Genomic DNA, 23,542 nt, shown 5'->3' on the forward strand with positions numbered 1-23,542 from the left:
GGATCCATTATGCCAGCGCAAAACTACGCCAGCCATGTGGAAAAAGTACATGCACAGGTTGAGAGCCGCGCGCCAGCGCGCTCTGCCATTGCCGCATCTTGGGCGCGGTCCATGTTTCATCACAGGCTGGAACCTGATCTACGCAGGCCGCATGATCTGCTAAGCCAGTCGGAACTGCGGTTTGAACAGCAGCGGCTTGACCGTTTGCTGCATATTGCCAAGCCAATCATGGAGAATCTTTTTACAGCCGTAGTGAAAACCGGCTGCTGTGTGATGCTGACCAATAAGGACAGCGTGGTCCTGCACCGCTTGATCCACGATGTCGACGAACGCTCGCTCAACGTGCTTGGCGCCCGATCCGGCGCAATCTGGAGCGAAGAACGTGTCGGCACCAACGGGGTTGGTACTTGCGCTTTGGAAGAACGCCCCGTGCTGATCTACAAGGATCAGCATTATCTTGAAGAAATCATCTGCATGTCCTGCGCCGGCGCGCCGATTTTTGATGCCAGCGGAGACCTGATCGCAGTTCTTGATATTTCCTGTGCGCGGGATGACATGCACGATAGTTTTGCGCGGATGATGGCCTCTTTGGTGGTGAGCGCGGCAAACCGGATCGAAACGGAGTATTTCCGCGCGGCCTTTGACGGTGCGCGCATCATTGTTGCGGATGAGATCACGGCCCTTGGCACGCCGCTTCTGGCGTCTGATCGGGATGATCTGGTGATCGGGGCGAACCGTGCGGCGCGGCGGCTTTACGGGTTGCAGAATGAAACCTTCGATATTCCTCTGCCACGCACCGAAATCCTGCCCGAAGAAGCTCCACCCTTGGGGTTAAAGGACGCAGAGCGGGCCGCGATCCGGCGCGCGATGGCGGCGGCGCGGGGGAATGCGACCCTTGCGGCCAAGCAACTCGGGGTGAGCAGGGCGACCTTTTACCGGCTGTTGAAAAAGCACCAGCTGTCCGCCTGACACCTGTTGTCGCAAACATGAGACAGTTTGCCCTAGGATTATAGCAGCCAAGCACGCTGCACACCGGCGGGATCGTTGACAGGTTTAAGTCTTTTGCGGTCTAATTTTCCAAACTACGGGAGGATTACATCACATGGACATGTCAGGCGAATACCGCATAGCAGCCCCCATTCAAACCGTTTGGGACGCTATTCAAAACCCCGACATCCTGCGCGGCGCCATTCCGGGCTGCGAGGAGCTGGAAAAGACCAGCGACACCGATATGACCGCGAAAGTGTCTCTGAAAATCGGGCCGGTAAAGGCCAAGTTTTCCGGCGATGTGACTTTGAAAGATATGGTCGCGCCGAACGCTTTGAAAATCGAAGGCGAAGGCAAGGGCGGGATCGCTGGTTTTGCCAAAGGCGGCGCGGATGTGCAACTGGCCGAAGACGGCGACGAGACCATCCTGACCTATCAGGCCGAAGCACAGGTGGGCGGCAAGATTGCGCAGCTCGGCTCGCGGTTGATCCAATCCACAGCGGCCAAGCTGGCGGATAAGTTTTTTGCCAATCTCAAGGGCGAACTCGAAGAAGCCTGACACTAAGAACACACATTTAAGGGCCGGTTTGCCCGTCAATTCTGGGAGGAATTCATGACAAAAGTATCAATGACCGTGAACGGGAAGGCGCGCAGCGTCGAAGTGCCCGACAACACGTTGCTGGTGGATTACATCCGCGAGAACCTGCGCCTGACGGGCACCCATGTGGGCTGTGACACATCCCAATGTGGTGCTTGTGTGGTGCATGTGGATGGACAGGCCGTCAAATCCTGCACCATGCTTGCTGCGGCTGCCGAAGGGGCAGAGGTAACAACCATCGAAGGCGTTGCCGCCAGCAAGGACGATCTGCACCCGATGCAGGTGGCCTTTAAGGAAAACCACGGTCTGCAATGCGGGTTCTGCACGCCTGGAATGATCATGGCCGCCACCGATATGGTCTCGCGCTATAAGGCAGCTGGTAAGACGCTGGACGAACCGGCCATCCGTGAAGAGCTTGAAGGCAATATCTGCCGCTGCACCGGCTATCACAACATCGTCAAAGCGATCGCCGATGGCGCATCGAAAATGGCGTAAGGGAGGGTTTAATCATGACAGATCAAGGAATTGGCGCCCGTGTCCTGCGCAAAGAGGACAAACGCTTCATCACCGGTAAAGGCAAATACACTGACGACATCGTCCAGCCAAATCAGGCTTATGCGGCGTTTGTCCGCTCTCCTCATGCTCATGCGAACGTGAAAAGCATCGATGCGTCTGCTGCCGAAGCAATGGACGGCGTTGAGGCGGTTCTGAACGGTCATCAACTGACCGGCGACGCAATCGGCAACATCATTTGCGGCTGGGGTATCACATCCAAGGATGGCAGCCCGATGAATATGGGCGCATGGTCGGCACTTGCCACTGAAAAGGTCCGCTATGTGGGCGATGCGGTTGCGGTTGTGATCGCGGACAGTAAGGCACAGGCACAGGCCGCTGCCGAGGCGGTGATGGTAGAGTACGAAGTTCTGCCAGCCACATCCAACGTGCGGGATTCCATGAAGGAAGGCGCACCGCAAATTCATGAAAATGCCCCCGGCAACCAGATTTTTGACTGGGAAATCGGCAACAAGGACGAAACAGACGCAGCGCTGGCGTCCGCCCATCACACAACAACGATGGACATCACCAACAACCGTCTGTCGCCAAACCCGATGGAACCCCGTTCTGCCGTTGCGACCTTCGATGAATCCGAAGATCACTACACGCTTTACACAACCTCCCAGAACCCCCACGTTGCGCGGCTTGTGCTGTCGGCCTTCTACAATGTTGCGCCAGAGCATAAGCTGCGGGTGATCGCACCGGACGTGGGTGGAGGTTTTGGCGCGAAGATCTACATCTATCCAGAAGAAATCGTCTGTCTCTGGGCCTCTATGAAGACCAATCGTTCGGTCAAATGGACGTCCACCCGTTCCGAAGCTTTCCTGACCGATGCACATGGTCGTGATCACGTTTCAACAGCGACGATGGGATTTGATGCGGACAACAATATCGTTGGCTTCAAGATTAACACCAAGGCGAACCTCGGCGCATATATGTCGCTGTTCTCTTCCTCGGTGCCGACCTATCTTTATGCGACACTGCTGTCGGGTCAGTACAATATCGCCAATGTTTATTGCGATGTGCAGACCTATTACACCAACACGGTGCCTGTTGATGCGTATCGCGGGGCAGGGCGTCCCGAGGCGTCCTATCTTGTCGAACGCATGATGGAAACAGCCGCGCGGGAGCTCGGGGTTGATCCGGGTGAATTGCGTCGGCAGAACTTTGTGCGCGAATTCCCCCATCAAACGCCGGTTATCATGGCTTATGACAGTGGTGATTTCGCTGGCAATCTGGATCAGGCCAAAGCCGCCGCGGATGTGGCCGGTTTTGCGGCCCGCAAGGAAGAAGCCGCCAAACGGGGCAAACTACGGGGCATGGGATATTCCAACTATATCGAAGCCTGCGGCATCGCACCTTCAGCAGCAGTTGGTTCGCTTGGCGCAGGGGTTGGCCTTTGGGAAAGTGCCGAAGTCCGCGTGAACCCTGTTGGCACGATTGAAATCCTGACCGGTTCACACAGCCACGGGCAAGGGCATGAAACCACCTTTGCACAGCTTGTGTCGGAACGGTTTGATCTGCCAACAGAGAACATCCAGATCGTCCACGGCGATACGGATAAGGTTCAGTTCGGTATGGGCACCTACGGGTCGCGCTCCGGCGCGGTCGGGATGTCCGCGATTTCCAAGGCGCTTGATAAGGTGGAAGCCAAGGTCAAGAAAATCGCGGCCCATGTTCTGGAAGCAGCCGAAGACGACATCGTCATTGAAGGCGGCGAAGTGAAGGTCAAAGGCACCGACAAGGCGATGGGCTGGCACGAAGTTGGCTTGTCCGCCTACACCGCGCACAACCTGCCCGAAGGAATGGAGCCGGGCCTAAAGGAAGGCGCGTTCTACGACCCGACCAACTTTACCTTCCCTGCGGGCTGTTACATCTGCGAGGTAGAGGTCGATCCGCAAACCGGTGTAACTGAAATTGTGCAGTTCACCGCGTCAGATGACTTTGGCACCATCATCAACCCGATGATTGTGGAAGGTCAGGTCCACGGCGGTATTGCGCAAGGGATCGGACAGGCCATGCTGGAACATGCGGTCTATGACGATGACGGGCAACTGTTGTCAGGGTCTTACATGGACTATTGTATGCCCCGCGCCGACGATGTGCCAAACTACACCGTCAGCCATCACAGCACCACCTGTCCGGGTAACCCCCTTGGCATGAAAGGCTGCGGCGAAGCGGGGGCCATCGGTTCACCGCCAGCGGTGATCAACGCCATCACCGATGCTATTGGCAACAACAACCTGTCCATGCCAGCCACCCCGTCGCGGGTCTGGGCAGCCCTGCAACAGGTCTCTGCGGCGCAAGCGGCCGAATAAGGAGTGATTGAACATGTATGATACAACTTACTACCGTGCGTCCTCTGTTTCGGACGCGACATCGAAACTGGCAGGCACCGAGGACGGCAAGTTCCTCGGTGGCGGTCAAACCCTGATCCCGACAATGAAGCAACGGCTCGCGGCACCGTCCGATCTAGTGGATGTTTCGGGGATTGATGCCCTTAAAAACATCAGCGTAGAGGGCGACACAGTGACCATTGGTGCGGCCTGTACCCATGCCCAAGTGGCTGGCTCATCAGAGGTGGCCGAGGCCATTCCCGCACTGGCAAGTCTTGCCAATGGGATCGGAGACCCCGCCGTGCGCGCCCGTGGCACCATAGGCGGTTCCATCGCCAACAACGATCCGGCGGCAGATTATCCGGCGGGCTGTCTGGGCCTTGGCGCAACAATCGTCACGGATGCGCGGGAAATTCCTGCAGACGAGTTCTTTGTGGGCATGTTTGAAACCGCACTGGACGAAGGCGAGATGGTCACGGCGGTGAAATTCCCCAAAGCCACCAAAGCCGGTTATGCCAAATTTCCAAACCCTGCCTCGCGCTATGCGATGGTTGGCGTGCTTGCCGCACAAACCGCCAATGGCGTGCGTGTGGCGGTGACAGGGGCTGGCAATGACGGTGTGTTCCGCCACGCCGCTTTGGAAGAGGCGCTCGGTGCGAACTGGTCCGCGGATGCCACGCAAGGGGTATCCACCGATGAAGGCGATATGCTTGCTGACATCCACGGTTCGGCTGAATACCGCGCCCATTTGGTGGGGGTTATGGCCGGACGTGCCGTTGACAACAGCTAAGAACTGCTAAATCACGGAAAGGGCCTTCGCCAAAGCTGGCGGAGGCCCTTTTTGTTTGCATAAGGCGGGACCGGCATGGACATCATTCATATGAAAACCCTGATCGCCGTGGTCGAGGAAAGCAGCTTCACTGCTGCGGCCGCGCGGCTTGGGATTGCCAAATCGGTCTGTTCGCGCAGGATCACCGATCTGGAAACCGATCTTGGCGCGCAGCTTGTGAACCGGTCTACCCGTTCTGTGGTGCCAACCGATCTGGGGCGGGATTATTACCACAACTGTCTCGATATTCTGGCGCGGATTGATGCCGCAAATGAGGCCGCGAAATGCAGCAGCGCAACCGTAAGCGGTCGCCTGCGCCTGTCCCTGCCGATCGCCTATACAGAAGCTGTTCTCGCTCCGAAACTGCAAGAATTTGCCTGTACTTATCAAGACGTTGAACTGGTTCTTCAATTGTCGGACAAGCGGGTGGATCTGATCTCGGACGGGTTCGACGCTGCTGTGCGCATTGGCCATCTGGATGACAGCGGTCTGTTCGCCCGCAAAATCGGTGTGACTCAACTGATGTGCTGTGCTGCGCCTTCCTACATCGAACGCCACGGTGCGCCGCGTGACATTGACGATTTGTCGAACCACGAATGCCTGCGCTACAACAATTTAACCTCCGGTTCGGAATGGGTGGCGTACAAGGGCGGCAAAGAAGTGCGCAAGCGGATCACTGGCCGGTTTTCAAGCAACTCCGGCGCATATAACAAGCGGCTGACGATTGCAGGTCTGGGTATCTCCGTACAGCCGGATTTCCTGATCGGTGACGCGTTTGAAACCGGAGCACTGGTCCCGGTTCTTGGCGATTACCAATTTCCCCAAGGCGACATCAATATCGTTTACCCCCAGAAACGAAACATGCCTGCGTCGTTACGCACCTTGATAGATTTCTTGACTGATAAGTGATTCGTTTACTTATCTTGGGTAGCAAAACAGGTTGTCGCGCGTAAACTTATATTTTCGTTGATGGATCAACCAACTGAACTTAAACACTTTATAAATTTCCTGTGACTCTATCTTGAATTGCCAATTTCCTATATAAATAAGGGGCTGAAGGGTGCTGCTTGCAACAAACATCCTAGGCAAAAAGTAAAGTATTTGATGGGTATCTAAAACTTTCATGAGGGTGATTGGGAATGGTGCAAACAGCACAAGATGTAAAAACAGGGCACGTTCTGTGGTATGATGCGAGCCGTGGATACGGTTTTATTCGGCAGGCGGACACGGGCGTGGATGTTTTTCTGCCCAAAGACGCGCTAGACGCCTTTGGGATCAGTGGCGTACCAAGTGGCGCTGAGATTGACTACAGCGCATATGAGGGTGTGAACTCTTCGAAAGTTGCGTCAATTCGCAAACTGACGGGCCGGCAGATGCTCAGCTGAGCCTCCAAAGCAAAAAGGGCGTGCCGATGACGCGCCCTGATTGCAATCTATAGAGGTCTTTAGGGTTAGTTGCCCCGCATGATCGCGGCAACACCGGTGCGGGCCACCTCGACCAGGCCAAGAGGGCGCATCATTTCGACAAAGGCGTCGATCTTTTCCGGTGCGCCGGTAATTTCAAACACAAAGCTTTCCAGCGTGCTGTCCACAACATTGGCGCGGAATACCTCTGATGTGCGCATCGCCTCGACCCGTTTTTCCCCGACACCGGCCACTTTGACCAACGCCAGTTCGCGCTCCACGCTTGGGCCTTCAACTGTCAGGTCGTGTACATCATGCACCGGTACCAACCGACCCAATTGTGCCTTGATCTGTTCGATCACTTGCGGCGTGCCCGTGGTTACAACTGTGATCCGTGACAGATGTCCCGCGTGATCGGTTTCAGCCACTGTCAGGCTCTCAATATTGTACCCGCGACCTGAAAACAGGCCGATGACGCGGGCCAGAACACCCGCTTCATTGTCCACCAGCACGGCCAGCGTGTGGGTTTCGATTTCATCACCATAGGTGCTTTTTAGGTCATAGGCGCTTTTGCGGGAGGCGCCTTTCTTGATCCGGAGTGCGTTCATTTTCTATTCCATTCTAAGCGTTGAAGGGCAGGGAGCGGGTTAAACCATCACCGCGCCGCCGGATTCAATCGCACCTTCGGTGGAGGCGTTGCCGAGTAGCATTTCATTGTGGGCCTTGCCTGACGGGATCATCGGGAAGCAGTTTTCGTGCTTTTCGACCAGACAGTCAAACAGGACCGGCCCGTCGTAGTTCAGCATCTCAATGATGGCATCGTCCAGATCGTCCGGATCTGAAACTTGGATACCCTTGGCGCCAAATGCCTCGGCCAGTTTTACAAAATCGGGGAGGGATTCAGACCAGCTGCTGGAGTAGCGTTCGCCGTGCAGAAGTTCCTGCCACTGGCGTACCATGCCAAGGCGTTCGTTATTCAGGATGAACTGTTTAACGGGCAGGCGGTATTGCATGGCGGTGCCCATCTCCTGCATGTTCATCAACCAGCTTGCCTCCCCCGCGATATTGATGACGAGGGACTCTGGATGGGCCATTTGCACGCCGATAGAGGCCGGGAAACCGTAGCCCATTGTGCCAAGCCCGCCCGATGTCATCCAGCGGTTCGGATCATTAAACCCAAGGAACTGCGCCGCCCACATCTGGTGTTGGCCCACTTCGGTGGTGATATAGCGGTCATGATCCTTGGTCAGCGCCTCAAGCCGTTGCAATGCATACTGCGGCTTGATGATCTTGCCTTCCTGCTTGTAGCCAAGACAGTCCTTGGCGCTCCAGTCGTTGATCTGGCCCCACCATTTGGTGATCGCCTCAGTCTCTGTTTTGCGGCCACGGGATTTCCAAACTTTCATCAGGTCTTCCAGCACATGGCCAATGTCCCCGATGATCGGCACGTCCACGCGGATCACCTTGTTGATCGAGGAGGGATCAATGTCGATGTGAACCTTTTTGGAGTTCGGGCTGAAGGCATCCACGCGACCGGTGATCCGGTCGTCAAACCGCGCGCCAATGCAGATCATCAGATCGCAATCGTGCATGGTCATATTGGCTTCATAAGTGCCGTGCATCCCCAGCATACCGAGCCATTTGTCTCCGTTTGCAGGATAAGCCCCAAGCCCCATCAGGGTAGAGGTCACGGGGAATTTGGTCGCGTCAGCCAGTTCGCGCAGCAGCATCGAAGCCGCCTTACCGGAGTTAATCACACCGCCGCCGGAATAGATGATCGGCTTTTTCGCAGTTTCCATCAGCGTGGCAAGCTCTGTGATCTTATCCATGTCACCCTTAACCCGGGGGTTATAGTGTCCCTTGTCCGCTTTGGCAGGCGCTACATAAGTCCCGTTGGCAAATTGCACGTCTTTAGGAATGTCGACCAGCACCGGACCAGGGCGGCCGGATGTGGCCACGTGGAAGGCCTGATGCATCGTCTTGGCCAGCTCGTTCGTGTCACGCACCAGCCAGTTGTGTTTGGTGCAGGGGCGCGTGATGCCAACGGTGTCCGCTTCCTGAAAAGCATCGTTGCCAATCATAAACGTGGGCACCTGACCTGTCAGAACGATCATCGGGATGCTGTCCATCAGCGCGTCGGTCATACCGGTTACAGCGTTTGTTGCGCCCGGACCGGAGGTCACAAGAACTACACCGGGTTTACCCGTAGAGCGCGCGTATCCTTCAGCCGCGTGAGTTGCGCCCTGTTCGTGACGCACCAGAACGTGGCGAATATCGTTTTGCTGGAAGATCTCATCGTAAATCGGTAGCACCGCGCCACCCGGGTATCCGAAGACTGTGTCCACACCCTGATCCTTCAGGGCTTTAACAACAATTTGGGCTCCACTCATCTGACGTGTCATAATCTTGCTCCAGCTTCACATCATAGGATCAGGCATAAAAAAACCCCCGATCAGGGGGGCGCGCATGGGTGTAGGAACGATTGTTACCGTTTCCGCGCCATGCGCTAAGTCACCACGACTAGAATATATACCATTTCCGTTCTCATGGCGGTGACCTTATGGAGGGCGGTTCGGAGGGTCAAGGGGCTTTTGTCAAGAAAATGTCGTTTCGACACCTGTTTTTGAAACTTTCGCAAAATCCGCAAAATTCCGACATGCAGATTCGGCCTCAACTGGCATCAGAGAATCCGCTCGGCCAATCTTTTGCATACCAATGCAGATTCGCAGGCGGTCCAAATGCGGAATTGCCAATTTTTTCATCATTGTCCGACACTAATTTAACCTTAGCTTGGCGTTTCGCTGGCATTATCCTCAATATTTACTGGCTCTAGAACGGTTGCTTTGATTATTTGTTGATTTCTTCTTTGTGTCCATTGCATGGTAACGGAGCATACGGCGGATCGCTTGGGAGAGCTTAAATATCCGTGAGAAAATGCTAAAGAAAACATGGAGGAAATCTTTATATGGAACGTCGTAAGTTTCTAACGAGTGCGGCGCTTGGTGCCGGTGCTGCGGCGCTGGCCAGCCCTGCAGTCGCGGCAAGCCACGCAAAACAACTGACAATCGTATCAACCTGGCCACGGGACTTCCCGGGTCTGGGTACTTCTGCACAGCGTCTTGCCGAACGGATCGCCGTTCTGTCCAATGGCGCATTCAACGTTGAATATTTCGCCGCAGGGGAGCGCGTTGGCGCATTTGACTCCTTTGACGAAGTCGCATCCGGCAACAGCCAAGCCTATATCGGCGCTGACTATTATTGGGGCGGTAAGCACCCTGCGTTCAACTATTTCACCTCCGTGCCATTCGGGATGTCCACACCAGAGTGGAACGCCTGGATCAAACACGCTGGCGGTCAGGCTTTGTGGGACAAACTGTCCGGCGAATTTGGTCTGAAAGCGATCGGTTGTGGGTCCACCGGCACGCAAGCTGGCGGTTGGTTCAACAAAGAGATCAACTCTCCGGATGATTTCAACGGTCTGAAAATGCGTATTCCGGGCCTTGGTGGTCAGGTTCTGTCCAAAATGGGCGCATCCACTGTGTCCCTGCCAGGTGGCCAGATTTACGAAAACCTTGTGTCCGGTTCCATTGAAGCAACGGAATGGGTTGGTCCTTACAACGACTATTTCATGAAGTTCTACGAAGCGGCAAAATACTACTACACTGGTGGTATGCACGAGCCAGGCGGCGGTATCGCCTTTGGTATGAACAAAGCTTGGTGGGAAGGTCTCTCGGATTACGAGAAAGCCATCATCGAAGCCGCTTGTGCCGAAGAACTAGCCTCATCCCACGAAGAAGCCATCGCCAAAAACGGCGAGTTTCTTGGCAAACTGGTGGATGATCACGGCGTTCAGGTCCGTGCATTCAACGACGATGTTTGGGATGCCTTCGGTGAAGCATCTGCAGAAGTGTTCGAAGATGCCCGTGCACACTCTGCGCTTGCAACAGAAGTGGATGATCACTTCCAGAAGACCTTGCGTGCCCAAGGGGCAATGCTGGCGGCCTTCGAGGGCACCTTCATCAATCAACGGAACCGTGTGCTTGGCCTGATCTAAGGCTGTCGCATATGCGATTAGGGGCGGGGCTTAGCGGCCCCGCTCTTTTCCCGTATCCAGACATGTAATCCGACCAGGCACAACAGATGCGGGCAGATTGTATGGATGCAGGCAACACCAATACTTGATCCCGGGGGGGACAAATGGCCGACGCAGAACAACCCGTCGTACTTAGAAAATATGGAGCACCAGCACCGCTGGTACGTATCTTAGGCTGGACGGTTCTAGCCTGTCTTGCAGCTTTTCTGATTAACAACATTCTTAATGTAGGCTTTGGCTATGCCCGCGTGATGGACTTTATTCAGGGGCAGGGCGGCGCTTTGGCTCTGGGGATATACGCTGGCGCCATCGCCTGTGCTGTGGTCTTCGTCCTGATGACCAAGGACGTGACATTACGATGGGACGCAAACCGGATACACCGGTTCAACCTGTACCTGATCCGCGTTTGCTTTTGGTCCGTCCTTCTGGTCGGCATCGCTGATTCCGCTATTGCGATCATGCGGGTGGAAAAGGTGCTGCAATATTTCTTTGCGGATGACACGGTGCGTTCGCTCGGTCTGTCCCGCTATGTGGGCACCTATGTGCATCTGCCGCTGATCGGGATCAGCTTTATCATCGCGCTGTTCACCCGAACGCTCGGCTTTACGTGGTTGACGCTGATGATCGTTGCCTCAGAGCTTCTGATCGTGATTTCCCGCTTTGTCTTTTCCTACGAACAAGCCCTTATGGGTGATCTGGTGCGCTATTGGTATGCTGCGCTGTTCCTGTTTGCTTCGGCCTACACCCTTTATGAAGAAGGCCACGTTCGGGTTGACGTGCTTTACGCCGGTTTCTCTGACAGAACACGGGGTTTTGTGAACGCTTTTGGGTCTTTGTTCCTCGGGGCGGCCACCGCTTGGGTTATTCTTTACATCGGGCTGAACGGAAAACAGTCCATCATCAACGCACCGCTTATGAACTTTGAAATTACCCAGACAGGGGGCGTCGGCATGTTTGTGAAATACCAGATGGCCGGTTTCCTCGGGCTGTTTGCGATCACCATGCTGATCCAGTTTGTAAGCTATTTCTTCGAAGCAGTCGCTGACTATCGCAGTGAACCGGGCAAGCGAGAACTCGCGCCTGTGGCCCACTAAGGACCGAATATCATGGAAATTCTCTTTCTCGCCATACTGGTCCTTATTATGGCCACTGCCCTTGGCTCCGGTTATCCGGTGGCCTTCGCGTTGCCTGGTGCAGCCATCATCACCATCGGCCTTGCGGCCGGTGCCGGTTATCTGTTTGACGGCAGTACCGATGCCTATTTCCACTCTGGCGGGCCGCAACAGTGGCTGTCTGCGGGGGTGACGAACCTGCGCGGTGTCTATTGGGAGGTCGAGAGGGATACGCTGATTGCGATTCCCTTGTTCATCTTCATGGGCATCATGCTGCAACGCTCCAAAATCGCCGAAGACCTGCTGGTCACAATGGCGCAACTGTTTGGCCCTGTGCCAGGTGGTCTGGGTATTTCGGTTGTGTTTGTGGGGGCCTTGCTGGCGGCGACGACCGGTATTGTGGGCGCGACTGTGGTGGCGATGGGGCTGATTTCCCTGCCAGCCATGCTGCGCAACAATTATTCGCCATCACTGGCAACAGGTACGATTGCGGCCTCTGGCACGCTTGGGCAAATCATTCCGCCTTCCATCGTGCTGATCATTCTGGCCGACCAATTGGCCAGTGCGACAGATCAGGCATCCACAGCGCGTAAAGCGCTTTATAAGGAAGCCACTGGCGAACTGTCTATGCCGTCTGTGTTCGATGTGGCATCGACCTCTGCGGGCGAGATGTTCCTTGGCGCGTTTATCCCGGGCTTGGTTCTTGTGGCGCTTTATATGCTCTACATCCTTGTCTACGCGATCATCCGTCCGGCTTCGGCCCCTGCGGTGAAATATGCGGGCAAGTTCAACGCCGCTTTCTGGGCTAATGTAGCGCTGACACTGATTCCGCCGCTTGCCCTGATCTTTCTGGTTCTGGGGTCCATCATCGCCGGTATCGCCACGGTGAACCAAGCCGGTGCCATTGGCGCGGCAGGGGCGATGATCATGGCGGGGTATCGTCTGGCAGCGGGGCGCAAGACCACCTACGTGCCTGCGATTATCGCAATGGTGTCCCTTGGTGTGATTGCCTATTGCTTGTCGAACTTTGAGATGAACATCAAAGGGATGCAAACCGACAACGACCGGCTGGGTGTGATGATCGGTCTGGCGGCTTCAGCGGCTTTGCTGGTCTCCCTGATTTGGTCCGGCTGGCGCACGTTGCGGATTGATAACACGCTGCACGGGGTGATGCTGGAAACGGCAAAAACCACGTCATTGGTCTTCATCATTCTGCTTGGTGCTGCCATGCTGACCGCCGCCTTCCGCGCTTTTGGCGGTGAGGAATTGGTGCGTGAGTTCCTGAACTCTCTTCCGGGAGGCTTCTGGACGCAGTTCATTATCGTGATGGGCGTGATCTTCGTGCTCGGGTTCTTCCTCGACTTTATCGAGATCGCGGTTGTGGTTGTGCCGATTGTTGCACCAATCCTGCTTGCCGATCCCGAAGCGAATATCACGGCTGTATGGCTTGGCGTGATGATCGGTCTGAACATCCAAACATCGTTCCTGACACCGCCCTTCGGCTTTGCACTGTTCTATCTGCGCGGGGTTGCACCGGCGGCTGTTAAGACCGTTCAGATGTATAAGGGCGTGATTGCGTTCATCTCCCTTCAACTGTTCGCACTGTTTATTGTCGGCTTCTACCCGCCGCTGGTGAACTATCTGCCCAACCGGGTGAGCTATTTGTCCGAGACCTCTCCGCCACCGCGCAATCCAAAGCTGCAATATTGCATGGAAGAATACGTGGGTGGTGTGATCGCCGAAAGCAACGGAGCGGTGGCACAGGCCGTGCAAACCGCACAAGGGCTGAACTTCTCTATCCTGCCAAACAAGATGGCCAAGACGCTTGAAACCGATATTGCTGGCGCGCAGGAAGCTTTGGACTCCCTACAGGCTGCATTCATCGCTGAAGAGGCGGTTCAAGTTGCCGGTGTAGAATACCGCCCAAGACTGCGTGTGGTCCGGAGCATCGAAAAGAAAATCCGCCACGAGGACGAGATTCTTCAAGAAGCGCGCAAACTTTTGGGTCGCTTGCAAGGAGACGACACTGCGCGGCGGGCTGAACTGGAGGCGGAAATCGCTGAGGCCGAGGCGAATATCGCCGAGTTGCAAGCCCAAGTACCGGCAGAGTGGGAAGAAACCCACACCACCTTTGCCAAGCTGACAAAGGCGGAAACCGATGCACGCAACAATTATCGCCGCAAAGCGGACGCCTCTTATACAACGGCCGCAGAAACACTTGACGCGATGGACGGGACGGCGGCCTATCTGGCACTTGAACAAGAGTTGCGCGATCTTGCGGGAATCATCGCAACCGGTGAACCCGAGGAGACAGAAGGCATGGTGAACGACCTGTCCCGCAAGTTTTCCGAGATCGGGGCAACGGACGAAGTTCGCTCGGCGCTGAGCAAGGCGCGGCGCAAGCTAAAGTCACGTACACCGGATGTAGATGCCGCACTTGAGGAATACGCCGATGCATTGGCCGCCTATGAAGAAGGCAAGGTCTGGCGCGCGGCCGCTGAAACGGAACTGCGGGTCGGTCTGGCAAGCTACCTTGATGCCATCCGTGGCACGCTGGGAACCCGCGTGCAGCCCAAACTGAACCGTGAGCAGGCGCTCTTTCTTGCGTCTTGTTCGGCAGAGCATCGGGATATTTCCCTGAACTTCTAGCGGGCTGGGCGAGTTGTTCGCCCAGCTTTCAAACAGATTATCCCCATTGGATCGAAAGGTTCGATGGGGATTTTTTTGTGGTTTGGTTGGAAAAGGGGGGGCTTGTTGTCGTTTCCTGACCGGATGAAGAGCCAGTAACAAATGTAACTTTCTGACGTTGCTGTGTTTTTTCGTTTATGACCCTGCAAATATGAAGCGTCATACAAGAAGCTTCATATAACACGCTTCATAAATGAAGCTTCATATAAGAAGCGTCGATATTGCAGGGTGATCGCAGCATGATACGCGACTCGGAAGGCGATCCATCGCGCAGCCCAATCCCGCGCGCAAGCTGATGCCACGCGGTGAACTTCTCGCAAATCCAAAAGTGAAACCGTTACTCAGTTGGCAACAGATGGTTGATCCCCACAGCACCGCCCCGCGCCAGATCAGGATCGAGCGACATCAGGATATATTCCCCCCGCCGCCACAACCCGGCCAGATCATCATAATGACGCGACAGGAAATGCCCGGACTGGCCGGTCGAAATCACATAAACCGAACTGTCCGGATCGGAAAAATCGATCACCGATCGAAAGCCCGCCGCATGCACATTCGCATAAGGTTCGGCACCTGTGCCACTGGTGCGTGCCCGCATCAATGTCTGGTCGCCTCCCGAAGTTTCCTGACGGATGTTTGCAAACCACGACAGAATTGGAACCTCGCTCAAAACCTGATGGTCATGCTGCGCCTGATGGGCCTGACCCCAGCGCCAGCTGTCAATATGGGAGCCGTATTTCTCGGTCAATTCTAAAATTGCAGCATCAAGCGACAGGCGGGCGACGTCCGCGCAGGTTTCTTCTTTTGTAGATTGCCTGATATCGCACCACACGCCTGCATTTTCCACATTGCGGTAGACCCGTTCTAAAAACACCGGATCGGGGCGGGGGAAGTGATCAGCAAGGTTGGCCAGTTCATCCCGGATCAGCCGATTTTGCAACTGGCGCATCCAAGCGGCATAGATCAGCGGTTCGGGAATATGTTCATCCATCTGACCGTTCCACGCAGCCAGCATCTCTAACGCAATCTGTCGCTGTCGCTCAGGTGTTCCGGCAGGCGCGGCCTCTCCGGTGAACCACAGCTCCCGTGCAACCAGCGGCAAAAGCGACACCGCCGCAAAAGATCCCGTGTCCAACTGTGCTTCGATAAAACTGTCGCGCGTGTGAACCTCTCGATCGTTCATCAACGAAGACAGACGCAGGAAACGGTAGGTATCCCCCCAACGGTACGACACATGGTTGGGGAAGGGTTCGTCCGTGATTTTGTTATTGGTGTTTGCAACGATGCCACTGGCCGGATCGCGCACGCTTGGATTATCCTCGAACGGCAGATAGCTGTTCCAGCGGTTTTCCGGCAGCCAGCCCTGCGAAGGATAGCGTCCCTGACTGCGGTGCTCTGGATCGCGGGCAGGCTGTTTGCCAACCATCTGCAACATCACACCATTGCGATCTGCAAGGGTCACGTTCTGGCTTGGGGATTTGAAAAAGGACAGGGCCGCTCGTGCTGCGGGAATGGATTTCGCTCGCATCAGATTGACCGCGGCAGTCATGGACTGGTCGTTAGCTTCCAGCGCGGCCCAGCGGATCGAGGTCACATGTCCAGGCGGTGTGATCGTCCCGAGGTCGTAATGGTTGGGTGGGATCACCGGCCCGTTTTCCGTCCAGCGCATCTCAACCGTGCGCGGAGGCTGATCCTTGATCCGCATCAGAACCTGTTGTGTGCGGAAAGGTTTATAGCCATCGGGCGTCAGATATTCGTCGGGATTTTCGGGGTTCAGTTTTTCCACGTAGACATCGAGATCATCCAGCGTACTTGTGGTCAGCCCCCAACCAAGCGCAGCCGAGCGCCCCGACAGGATCAATGGCATTCCCGGAATAGTTCCGCCAATCACCCCGCCGTCAGGAAAATCCATACGCGCCAGCATCCAGATTGACGGTGCCGACAGCCCAAGATGGGGATCATTAGCGAGGATCGGTTCCCCGGTGGCAGAGCGGCTGCTGGCAGCCGCCCAGGCATTACTGGCACCAGCCATATCAAACGGCGCAACAGGGTCAAGCGGATGATGGGGCGCAAGGGCTGCAAACTGCGTCGGGGGTGTTTCAAACAGATCGGCATATTCCGGTAACGCAACGCGACCTTGTCCAGGAGCATCGGGAAGAATATCGCGCACCCTGTTCTTCCCCACCGCCAGCGTAACCTGCGCGCGGACAATTTCATTGCGCAAATGGCCCGAAAGCTGCAGCGCCATAACACGCAGGATGGACAGGCTATCCGCTGGCGTCCAAGGTTCGATTTCCGGTGAAAACAAAAAGAATTCTGGTGCACCGCGGCCAAGAGCATCCTTCTGCACCACGCCAAGCCAAGCATTTACACCTGCAGAATAGGCCTGCAACGCCGCCTTAACTTCTTCGGTTTGATAAGCAAAAGACGCGCGGGACAACTCTGCGAGATCAAGCCGGCGGACGAAGTCGTCAATCTCGGCAGTTTCGGCACCAAAAAGTTCGCTCAACCGCCCCTGTGCCGTGCGTCGCAACATGGTCATCTGCCACAGACGGTCCTGCGCATGGGCAAATCCAAGCCCGAAATATACGTCCTCGGATTGGTCGGCAAAGATGTGGGGGACGTTATTGGTATCCCGAACAATTTCCACCGGCCCCTGAAGGCCGCGGAGACGAAAGCTCGCATCATAGTCAGGCAGAGAGCGGGTCGCAAAATAGTAAATGAGTGAAAGAACAAGGGCTATGATCAGGGCAAGCCCCAGAAATCCCCGCAGCAACCAGCGAAATGCAACAGCCATATAATCCTCGTATCTTGACCCGTTGGACGTAACAGTCCAAACCCGAAGTGACAATATAAGCCGCCCTTGAACAGGCGGAATTCAACAGCTTCGTTGCTCTGTGGCGACGCAAATTTCGGGAGAATGGACTATGGCAAAACTGGCGTTTCTGGGAATGGGTGTAATGGGATACCCGATGGCAGGACATCTGGCGGCCAAAGGTCATGAGGTGACCGTGTATAACCGCACTGCCGCCAAAGCCGAGGCTTGGGCCAAAGAACACGGTGGCCATTGCGCCGACACCCCGCGCGCGGCTGCAGACGGGGCCGAGGTGGTTTTTGCCTGCGTCGGCAACGACGACGATTTACGTTCTGTTGTGTTGGGCGAAGATGGAGCACTTGCAGGGATGGATGCGGGAACTGTGTTTGTGGATCACACAACCACATCTGCCATAGTTGCACGGGAACTGGCCGAACTGGCAAACGACAAAAGCATCGGTTTCATTGATGCACCCGTTTCCGGCGGACAGGCCGGTGCCGAGAATGGCGCACTAACCGTGATGTGTGGTGGAGACAGCGAGACTTATGCCCGTGTTGAAGATCACATCGGCTGTTTTGCCAAATCCTGTCGCCTGATGGGTGAGCAGGGGGCAGGGCAACTGACAAAAATGGTAAACCAGATCTGTATCGCTGGGCTTGTGCAAGGACTGAGCGAGGGGATGCACTTTGCGCAGAAGGCCGGTCTTGACGGTGATGCCGTGCTTGATGTGATTTCCAAAGGGGCAGCAGGAAGCTGGCAGATGGAAAACCGTGGCAGCACCATGTTGAAAGACGAGTTCGAGTTCGGCTTTGCCGTGGACTGGATGCGCAAGGACCTCGGGATTGTTCTGGAAGAAGCCAACGCAAATGACGCGAGCCTGCCTGTCACGGCCCTTGTGGATCAGTTTTATCACGATGTGCAAAAGATGGGCGGCGGGCGTTGGGACACCTCCAGTCTGATGCGCCGGTTGAAATAGGATCCTTCGGGGCGCTGCCCCGGACCCCGGGATAGTTCGGCCAAAAAGAGCCGCTATTGCTGCGACGCAGCGATAGCGTTTGACCTTTGCCGTGGTTTCTGTGCATAAGGGCGCGAATGGGCACATAAGCCCGCAACCGCGCCGGACTTTCATTTGATCGCCCCAGCGCATCATATGAAAAGAGAATTGCGTGAATTTCACCGACCTCGGCTTGTCAACGCCGATCCTTAAGACGTTGTCTAACAGCAACTATTCCACCCCAACCCCAATTCAGGCACAGGCCATTCCGGCTGTTATGGACGGCAAGGACCTTATCGGTCTGGCCCAGACCGGCACCGGTAAAACTGCTGCGTTTTCGCTGCCGGTTTTGCACCGTCTGTCTGCCACCAAACCTTCCGAGCCGCGCAAACTGCGCGCATTGATCCTTGCACCGACGCGGGAACTGGCGACACAGATCAACGATGCGATCTGGACCTATTCCAAGGGTCTTGGCCTGCGCAGCGCCTTTGTGATCGGTGGTGTGCCGATCCGTAAGCAACAACGTCAGCTGGCGCAGGGGATTGATATTCTAGTCGCCACACCGGGCCGTTTGGAAGACCTGATTTCGCAGAAATCCGTGACCTTGAAGCATATCGAGACTGTTGTTCTTGATGAGGCGGACCAGATGCTCGACATCGGGTTCATGCCTGCGATCCGCCGGATTTTGTCCCAGACACCGAAGTCCCGTCAAACCCTGCTGTTTTCGGCAACCATGCCCAAAGAAATCGCAGCGCTGGCGGACGATCACCTGTCTGATCCGGTCGAAGTGTCGGTCACGCCTGTGTCTTCCACCGCGGAACGGATTGAACAATCTGTTGTGCATATGGATGCCTCTGCCAAGCCGACAGCAATTTTCAAGTTGATCCAGAAACATCCGGGCAAACGGGTGATCGTCTTTACACGGACCAAACGCGGTGCGGATAAAGTGGCCAAGAAGCTTGGCGCTGAAGGCATTGGCGCGGATGCGATCCACGGCAACAAATCCCAAGGCCAGCGCCAGCGCGCGCTTGATGCCTTCCGCAAGGGGGACAAGCCGGTTCTGATCGCCACTGACATCGCTGCACGCGGGATTGATATTCGGGATGTAGAACTGGTGGTGAACTATGATCTGCCGCAAGTTCCCGAAGCTTACGTCCACCGGATCGGTCGGACAGCGCGGGCCGGTGCCTCCGGTTTTGCGGTGACATTCTGTTCGCCCGAGGAGCAAAAGCTTCTGCGCGGGATTGAAAAGATCATCAAGAAATCCATTCCTGCCAGCATGGCAGACGGATCGCCAGCGCCGGCTATGGATGCACCACGGGGCAAACCTGCGGGTGGCGCACGTCGTGGAAACGGTGGTGGTCGTGGCCGCGGGCCTGCGAAATCCGGTGATGCGGGCGAGGGGGGCAACCCTAACAAGCGCCCGTGGCACAAGCGTCGCAGCGCAAATGCTGACGGCAACGCTGCACCCAAAGGCAAACGCCCCAGACGCAGCAAAGCATCCGGGGCGCAAGCAGCGTCCTAAACAAAAGGCCGGGAGTTACTCGGCCTTTGGCAGCTCCTCATAGCGCAGCCCTGCGGCTGTGCGATTGGGGAAACCTGTCCAATACGTGTGGTCTTCCTTGAAGCTGCCATCCTCATTCGCGGACCAGACGCCATCTTTGGCGTTTGGCTCCAGCGACAGGAACGGTTCCATATCGCCGTCATTCCCGAGATATTTGCCAAGCCATGCTGTCACAAAATGCTGCGCGATGTTGTTCATCCGTGCTGTATCCCAAACCGGATCAGCATAGTGATCAAACGCCGCAAAGCCGAGATCCGCGTCCACTTCGCGCCCTTCCTGAGGCGCTGGATAAGGTGCGGCGGCGTTGTGGTTGGCATTTTCAAACGTCAAAAGCGCGCGATCCACATTCACGGCCCCTTGCCAGATAGAACGAACGCCGGGATCATAGCCGGACACATCATCCACCGAACCGGCAATAAACAGCATCGGGATTTGCACGCCCTTCAAGGTTTCTGCATCCCAGAAGCCGTAGGTCAGCCCCCAAGGCGCGAAAGCCACGGCGGTCTTGAAACGCGCATCGGGCAGGGCATTGTGGGTTTCAGACCCTGACAAATGCACGCCAAGCGTTCCGTGCGGACCGCCCCAAGCGTAATCCACTGCCGCCTGCGTGACACCGCCACCAGCTGAAATCACCGCGCCATAACCGCCCATGGAATAGCCGATCAGCGCACTGTTATCCGTATCTGCCAAACCGGAAAGGAACCCTTCGCCCCCTTCGGACAGAGCGGCGATCTGGTTGAGAACAAACTTCTGATCAATTGAACGGTTCACCAGCGTGGACCCGAATGCGGCCTTATCGGAATAAATACTGTCGGTGTGATCAATCGACGCCACCACATAGCCTTTGGAGGCAATGTTTTCAGCCAGATGGGACATCAGGAACCGGTTTCCGGGATACCCGTGGCTGATCAGAACGAACGGGTATTTCCCGTCTTTGGGCGCGGCATCGCGCATGGCTTGACCGTGTAGGTCCACGACTGTTTTACCATCGCGGATCTCGGCCTGTAGCACAGTATCTCCGGTGGCATCATCCGCTGCAGGGTACCAGACTTCAACTGTCAAATCCCGATCATAGCGGGGCATTTCCCCCGGTTTGTCCGCTGCCGGATCAATCGCCAGAATGTTGATCTGGTCTGGGTTGGTCATTTCAAGCTGACGCACGCCGACTTTGTGGCTGCCATATGCGGCCAGTGATGGCGCGTCCGGCCTTTGGGTGTCAATCCGGTTTTCCGCCATTAAGGGGGCTCCTGTCAGGACCGCAGCAGTGGCAAGAACCACGCCGAGGCTTGTCTTATTCATCTTCATTCTCTTCTCCCTAGATGTGTCCGCTTTATACGCGCGGTCTGTGAACTGTTTGTTACACGTCTTATTACACACCGGATAAGCTTGGGGCGGGGATGCCTTGTCGTCCAGAAGTTTGTATAAAAACCTTGCGTCGGGTCTTTCACCGCTGGAAAAATCTGCGTATCAGGGCACAAGCTGCTTAACCGAAGGACTGCTGCCATGCCTGTGGAATTTGACCCTGCCCGTGACCTGAAAATTGCGCCCTCCATCCTTTCAGCCGATTTTGCCCGTTTGGGAGAAGAAGTCCGCGCGATTGAGGAACAGGGCTGTGACTGGGTGCACATTGATGTAATGGACGGGCATTTCGTACCCAACATTACCATCGGCCCCGATGTGGTGGCGGCACTGCGGCCCCATTGTAAGACTGTGATGGATTGCCATCTTATGATTTCACCTGCTGATCCGTATCTTGAGGCCTTCGCCAAGGCGGGTGCAGATATTATCACCATCCATGCAGAGGCCGGACCCCATCTGGATCGCTCTCTGCAATACATCCGCTCGCTTGGCTGTAAGGCAGGTGTGGCGTTGAACCCGTCCACCCCTGAGAGCGTGATTGAATACTGTCTCGACAAGATCGACATGGTTCTGGTGATGACGGTGAACCCCGGTTTTGGCGGGCAGAAGTTCCTCCACAGCCAGCTTCCCAAAATGGAGCGGGTGCGCAAGATGATTGGCGAGCGTCCGATCTGGCTGCAAATCGACGGCGGCGTCACACCGGAGACCGCACCTCTGGCGCGGGCTGCTGGCGTGGATTCCATGGTGGCTGGCTCTGCCGTGTTCAAAGGCGGCACGCCGCAGCATTACGGCGAGAATATCGCAGCAATCCGTAAAGCCTGCGCTTAATTTGTTGAACTACGCACTGTAAGTGTCCGAAAAGACGTGCTTTTCACGTCTTTTCAATACGATCCGAGGCTTGCGATCAGGCCGAAAGCGATCAGCCACATCACAATGCCAATTCCAATATCAAGCACCCGCCAAGTGGTGGGTGTTTGCATGACTGGTGCCAGCAGTCTCGCGCCGTAACCCAGACCGAAAAAGAAACTGAAAGAGGCAAAGGCGGCTGCGGTCCCGAACGCCCATTTTTGTGAAGCTGGTTCAAACTGCGTGCTCACCGCGCCGATCAGGCCGAGTGTATCCAGATAGACATGAGGGTTCAGCCATGTGCAGGCAAAAACCACCCCAAGCGCAGGCCACAGGTCCAGACCTTTGCCAGACAGTTCCATTTCGTAACCGCCGCGCCATGCGGCAAGGAAACGGGTGGCCCCGTAGAACAGCAGAAACGCTGCGCCAAAGAGGGATAGGAAAAACGGCATACGGGGGAAGTATTCCACCATTGCGCCGAAACCCGCGACACCTGCTGTAATCAACAGCGCATCAGAGACTGCGCAAAACAGACAGATCAGAAAGACATGGCTGCGTAGCAATCCCTGACGCAGCACAAAAGCATTTTGCGCGCCGATTGCAAGGATCAGGGAGAAAGCCGTGAAGTATCCGGTAAGTGCGGCGGACAGCATTAACTGTGTCTTACCTTAACGGATTGGGCGCGACCTGCAGCAATTTCCTCTTTGCTTGGTGGCATGACCAGACCGGCGGAAATCACCAGCTTCGCGGCCGCCTCCACGTCCATATCAAGGTAGATCACATCCTCGGTCGGGACGAACAATAAAAAGCCCGATGTGGGGTTCGGAGTAGTGGGTAGGAACACAGACATCATCGCCTCTTGTCCGGTCTTTGACAGGATTTCACCCTTTGAAGACGTAGAGACAAAGGCAATCGCCCAAATGCCTCTGCGGGGGTATTCCACCAGACAGGCCTTTTCAAAACTTGCGTTTGACTGGTTCAGGATGGTTTCCACGATCTGCTTCACACCGTTATAAATGGTGCGCACGATCGGCATCCGGTCCACAAGGCTTTCGATGTATTTCAGAAGCTGCCGTCCGAACAGCCCCTTGAAACTGGCGCCGACCACGGTGGTGAAGGCCAGAAAGACGATGACGCCATAGCCGCGCCACTCGTTCGAGGGTTTATAGGACTCCGGTACAAAAGGCAGCACGCGGCTGTCTACAAAACCGACAAAAGCCCAGATCATCCAGATGGTTAGCGCCACAGGCAGCACAATGGCCAGTCCCGTCAGGAAGTTGCCGCGCACCCTGACGAACAGGCCGGGGCGTTTGCGCCGGGGAGTATTTGGTTTTCGGGCCATGGATCGTTCGCTCTATAATAC

At 55.8% G+C, this 23,542-nt stretch carries 19 protein-coding genes; 13 read left to right on the top strand and 6 right to left on the bottom strand.

The annotated features are described in order from the left end of the window. Nucleotides 1-9 precede the first annotated feature (9 nt). The 7 genes from IEX10_RS19475 to IEX10_RS19505 all read left to right on the top strand — a co-directional run bounded on the left by IEX10_RS19475 (nt 10) and on the right by IEX10_RS19505 (nt 6,690). The gene (locus tag IEX10_RS19475; protein WP_188678931.1) at nt 10-969 is read left to right on the top strand and encodes a GAF domain-containing protein; all 960 of its coding nucleotides are present in this window, start codon (nt 10-12) and stop codon (nt 967-969) included. Between the two features lie 133 nt (nt 970-1,102). After that, nucleotides 1,103-1,546: an SRPBCC family protein gene (locus tag IEX10_RS19480; RefSeq protein WP_188678932.1), complete on the top strand. Its 444-nt coding sequence runs from the start codon at nt 1,103-1,105 to the stop codon at nt 1,544-1,546. Between the two features lie 54 nt (nt 1,547-1,600). After that, nucleotides 1,601-2,080, top strand: coding sequence for a (2Fe-2S)-binding protein (locus tag IEX10_RS19485; protein ID WP_188678933.1), 480 nt, complete (start codon nt 1,601-1,603; stop codon nt 2,078-2,080). 14 nt (nt 2,081-2,094) lie between these two features. Beyond that, nucleotides 2,095-4,458: a xanthine dehydrogenase family protein molybdopterin-binding subunit gene (locus IEX10_RS19490; RefSeq protein WP_188678935.1), complete on the top strand. Its 2,364-nt coding sequence runs from the start codon at nt 2,095-2,097 to the stop codon at nt 4,456-4,458. A gap of 13 nt (nt 4,459-4,471) precedes the next feature. Continuing rightward, entirely contained in the window at nt 4,472-5,266 is a 795-nt protein-coding gene (locus tag IEX10_RS19495) for an FAD binding domain-containing protein (RefSeq protein WP_188678937.1), read from the top strand. 75 nt (nt 5,267-5,341) lie between these two features. After that, nucleotides 5,342-6,214, top strand: coding sequence for a LysR family transcriptional regulator (locus IEX10_RS19500; RefSeq protein WP_188678939.1), 873 nt, complete (start codon nt 5,342-5,344; stop codon nt 6,212-6,214). A 230-nt stretch (nt 6,215-6,444) separates the two neighbouring features. Then, the gene (locus IEX10_RS19505) at nt 6,445-6,690 is read left to right on the top strand and encodes a cold-shock protein (RefSeq protein ID WP_188678940.1); all 246 of its coding nucleotides are present in this window, start codon (nt 6,445-6,447) and stop codon (nt 6,688-6,690) included. 65 nt (nt 6,691-6,755) lie between these two features. Here the strand turns inward: IEX10_RS19505 and ilvN are convergent, their stop codons facing one another. Both ilvN and IEX10_RS19515 read right to left on the bottom strand, forming a co-directional pair. Continuing rightward, nucleotides 6,756-7,316: an acetolactate synthase small subunit gene (ilvN, locus tag IEX10_RS19510; RefSeq protein WP_188678941.1), complete on the bottom strand. Its 561-nt coding sequence runs from the start codon at nt 7,314-7,316 to the stop codon at nt 6,756-6,758. A 39-nt stretch (nt 7,317-7,355) separates the two neighbouring features. Next, the gene (locus IEX10_RS19515) at nt 7,356-9,110 is read right to left on the bottom strand and encodes an acetolactate synthase 3 large subunit (protein WP_188678942.1); all 1,755 of its coding nucleotides are present in this window, start codon (nt 9,108-9,110) and stop codon (nt 7,356-7,358) included. Between the two features lie 563 nt (nt 9,111-9,673). Between IEX10_RS19515 and IEX10_RS19520 the strand changes: the two genes are divergently transcribed. The 3 genes from IEX10_RS19520 (at nt 9,674) to IEX10_RS19530 (ending at nt 14,562) form a co-directional block, all read left to right on the top strand. Beyond that, nucleotides 9,674-10,762, top strand: a complete 1,089-nt coding sequence (locus tag IEX10_RS19520; protein ID WP_188678943.1) for a TRAP transporter substrate-binding protein — start codon at nt 9,674-9,676, stop codon at nt 10,760-10,762. 143 nt (nt 10,763-10,905) lie between these two features. Further along, nucleotides 10,906-11,895 (top strand): TRAP transporter small permease subunit, encoded by a 990-nt coding sequence (locus IEX10_RS19525; RefSeq protein ID WP_188678944.1) that lies wholly within the window; start codon nt 10,906-10,908, stop codon nt 11,893-11,895. Between the two features lie 12 nt (nt 11,896-11,907). Beyond that, entirely contained in the window at nt 11,908-14,562 is a 2,655-nt protein-coding gene (locus tag IEX10_RS19530) for a TRAP transporter large permease (protein ID WP_188678946.1), read from the top strand. Between the two features lie 376 nt (nt 14,563-14,938). Here the strand turns inward: IEX10_RS19530 and IEX10_RS19535 are convergent, their stop codons facing one another. Further along, entirely contained in the window at nt 14,939-17,398 is a 2,460-nt protein-coding gene (locus tag IEX10_RS19535) for a penicillin acylase family protein (protein ID WP_188678947.1), read from the bottom strand. 112 nt (nt 17,399-17,510) lie between these two features. Here IEX10_RS19535 and IEX10_RS19540 point away from each other — a divergent pair, with 112 nt between their 5' ends. Next, the gene (locus tag IEX10_RS19540; protein ID WP_268237058.1) at nt 17,511-18,392 is read left to right on the top strand and encodes an NAD(P)-dependent oxidoreductase; all 882 of its coding nucleotides are present in this window, start codon (nt 17,511-17,513) and stop codon (nt 18,390-18,392) included. Between the two features lie 190 nt (nt 18,393-18,582). Next, entirely contained in the window at nt 18,583-19,935 is a 1,353-nt protein-coding gene (locus tag IEX10_RS19545; RefSeq protein WP_188678951.1) for a DEAD/DEAH box helicase, read from the top strand. A 15-nt stretch (nt 19,936-19,950) separates the two neighbouring features. Here the strand turns inward: IEX10_RS19545 and IEX10_RS19550 are convergent, their stop codons facing one another. Continuing rightward, entirely contained in the window at nt 19,951-21,279 is a 1,329-nt protein-coding gene (locus tag IEX10_RS19550) for an alpha/beta hydrolase family protein (RefSeq protein WP_188678953.1), read from the bottom strand. 198 nt (nt 21,280-21,477) lie between these two features. On the opposite strand from IEX10_RS19550, the gene rpe reads away from it, so the two are divergent. Next, nucleotides 21,478-22,161 carry a ribulose-phosphate 3-epimerase gene (gene rpe, locus IEX10_RS19555; RefSeq protein WP_188678955.1) on the top strand — a complete coding sequence of 228 codons (684 nt, stop codon included), beginning with the start codon at nt 21,478-21,480 and terminating at the stop codon, nt 22,159-22,161. A 53-nt stretch (nt 22,162-22,214) separates the two neighbouring features. On the opposite strand, the gene IEX10_RS19560 is transcribed toward rpe, so the two are convergent. After that, nucleotides 22,215-22,832, bottom strand: a complete 618-nt coding sequence (locus tag IEX10_RS19560) for a LysE/ArgO family amino acid transporter (protein ID WP_188678957.1) — start codon at nt 22,830-22,832, stop codon at nt 22,215-22,217. After that, nucleotides 22,832-23,521, bottom strand: a complete 690-nt coding sequence (locus tag IEX10_RS19565; protein ID WP_188678959.1) for a DUF502 domain-containing protein — start codon at nt 23,519-23,521, stop codon at nt 22,832-22,834. The genes IEX10_RS19560 and IEX10_RS19565 overlap by 1 nt, the downstream gene beginning before the upstream one ends. Nucleotides 23,522-23,542 lie beyond the last annotated feature (21 nt).

This window comes from Neptunicoccus cionae, from assembly GCF_014643735.1.
GTDB lineage: Bacteria > Pseudomonadota > Alphaproteobacteria > Rhodobacterales > Rhodobacteraceae > Amylibacter > Amylibacter cionae.

Bases quoted from the DNA above. Each gene is read 5' to 3' on its own strand.
- IEX10_RS19475 (WP_188678931.1), top strand. From the start codon at position 10: ATGCCAGCGCAAAACTACGCCAGCCATGTGGAAAAAGTACATGCACAG.
- IEX10_RS19480 (WP_188678932.1), top strand. From the start codon at position 1,103: ATGGACATGTCAGGCGAATACCGCATAGCAGCCCCCATTCAAACCGTT.
- IEX10_RS19485 (WP_188678933.1), top strand. From the start codon at position 1,601: ATGACAAAAGTATCAATGACCGTGAACGGGAAGGCGCGCAGCGTCGAA.
- IEX10_RS19490 (WP_188678935.1), top strand. From the start codon at position 2,095: ATGACAGATCAAGGAATTGGCGCCCGTGTCCTGCGCAAAGAGGACAAA.
- IEX10_RS19495 (WP_188678937.1), top strand. From the start codon at position 4,472: ATGTATGATACAACTTACTACCGTGCGTCCTCTGTTTCGGACGCGACA.
- IEX10_RS19500 (WP_188678939.1), top strand. From the start codon at position 5,342: ATGGACATCATTCATATGAAAACCCTGATCGCCGTGGTCGAGGAAAGC.
- IEX10_RS19505 (WP_188678940.1), top strand. From the start codon at position 6,445: ATGGTGCAAACAGCACAAGATGTAAAAACAGGGCACGTTCTGTGGTAT.
- ilvN (WP_188678941.1), bottom strand. From the start codon at position 7,316: ATGAACGCACTCCGGATCAAGAAAGGCGCCTCCCGCAAAAGCGCCTAT.
- IEX10_RS19515 (WP_188678942.1), bottom strand. From the start codon at position 9,110: ATGACACGTCAGATGAGTGGAGCCCAAATTGTTGTTAAAGCCCTGAAG.
- IEX10_RS19520 (WP_188678943.1), top strand. From the start codon at position 9,674: ATGGAACGTCGTAAGTTTCTAACGAGTGCGGCGCTTGGTGCCGGTGCT.
- IEX10_RS19525 (WP_188678944.1), top strand. From the start codon at position 10,906: ATGGCCGACGCAGAACAACCCGTCGTACTTAGAAAATATGGAGCACCA.
- IEX10_RS19530 (WP_188678946.1), top strand. From the start codon at position 11,908: ATGGAAATTCTCTTTCTCGCCATACTGGTCCTTATTATGGCCACTGCC.
- IEX10_RS19535 (WP_188678947.1), bottom strand. From the start codon at position 17,398: ATGGCTGTTGCATTTCGCTGGTTGCTGCGGGGATTTCTGGGGCTTGCC.
- IEX10_RS19550 (WP_188678953.1), bottom strand. From the start codon at position 21,279: ATGAAGATGAATAAGACAAGCCTCGGCGTGGTTCTTGCCACTGCTGCG.
- rpe (WP_188678955.1), top strand. From the start codon at position 21,478: ATGCCTGTGGAATTTGACCCTGCCCGTGACCTGAAAATTGCGCCCTCC.
- IEX10_RS19560 (WP_188678957.1), bottom strand. From the start codon at position 22,832: ATGCTGTCCGCCGCACTTACCGGATACTTCACGGCTTTCTCCCTGATC.
- IEX10_RS19565 (WP_188678959.1), bottom strand. From the start codon at position 23,521: ATGGCCCGAAAACCAAATACTCCCCGGCGCAAACGCCCCGGCCTGTTC.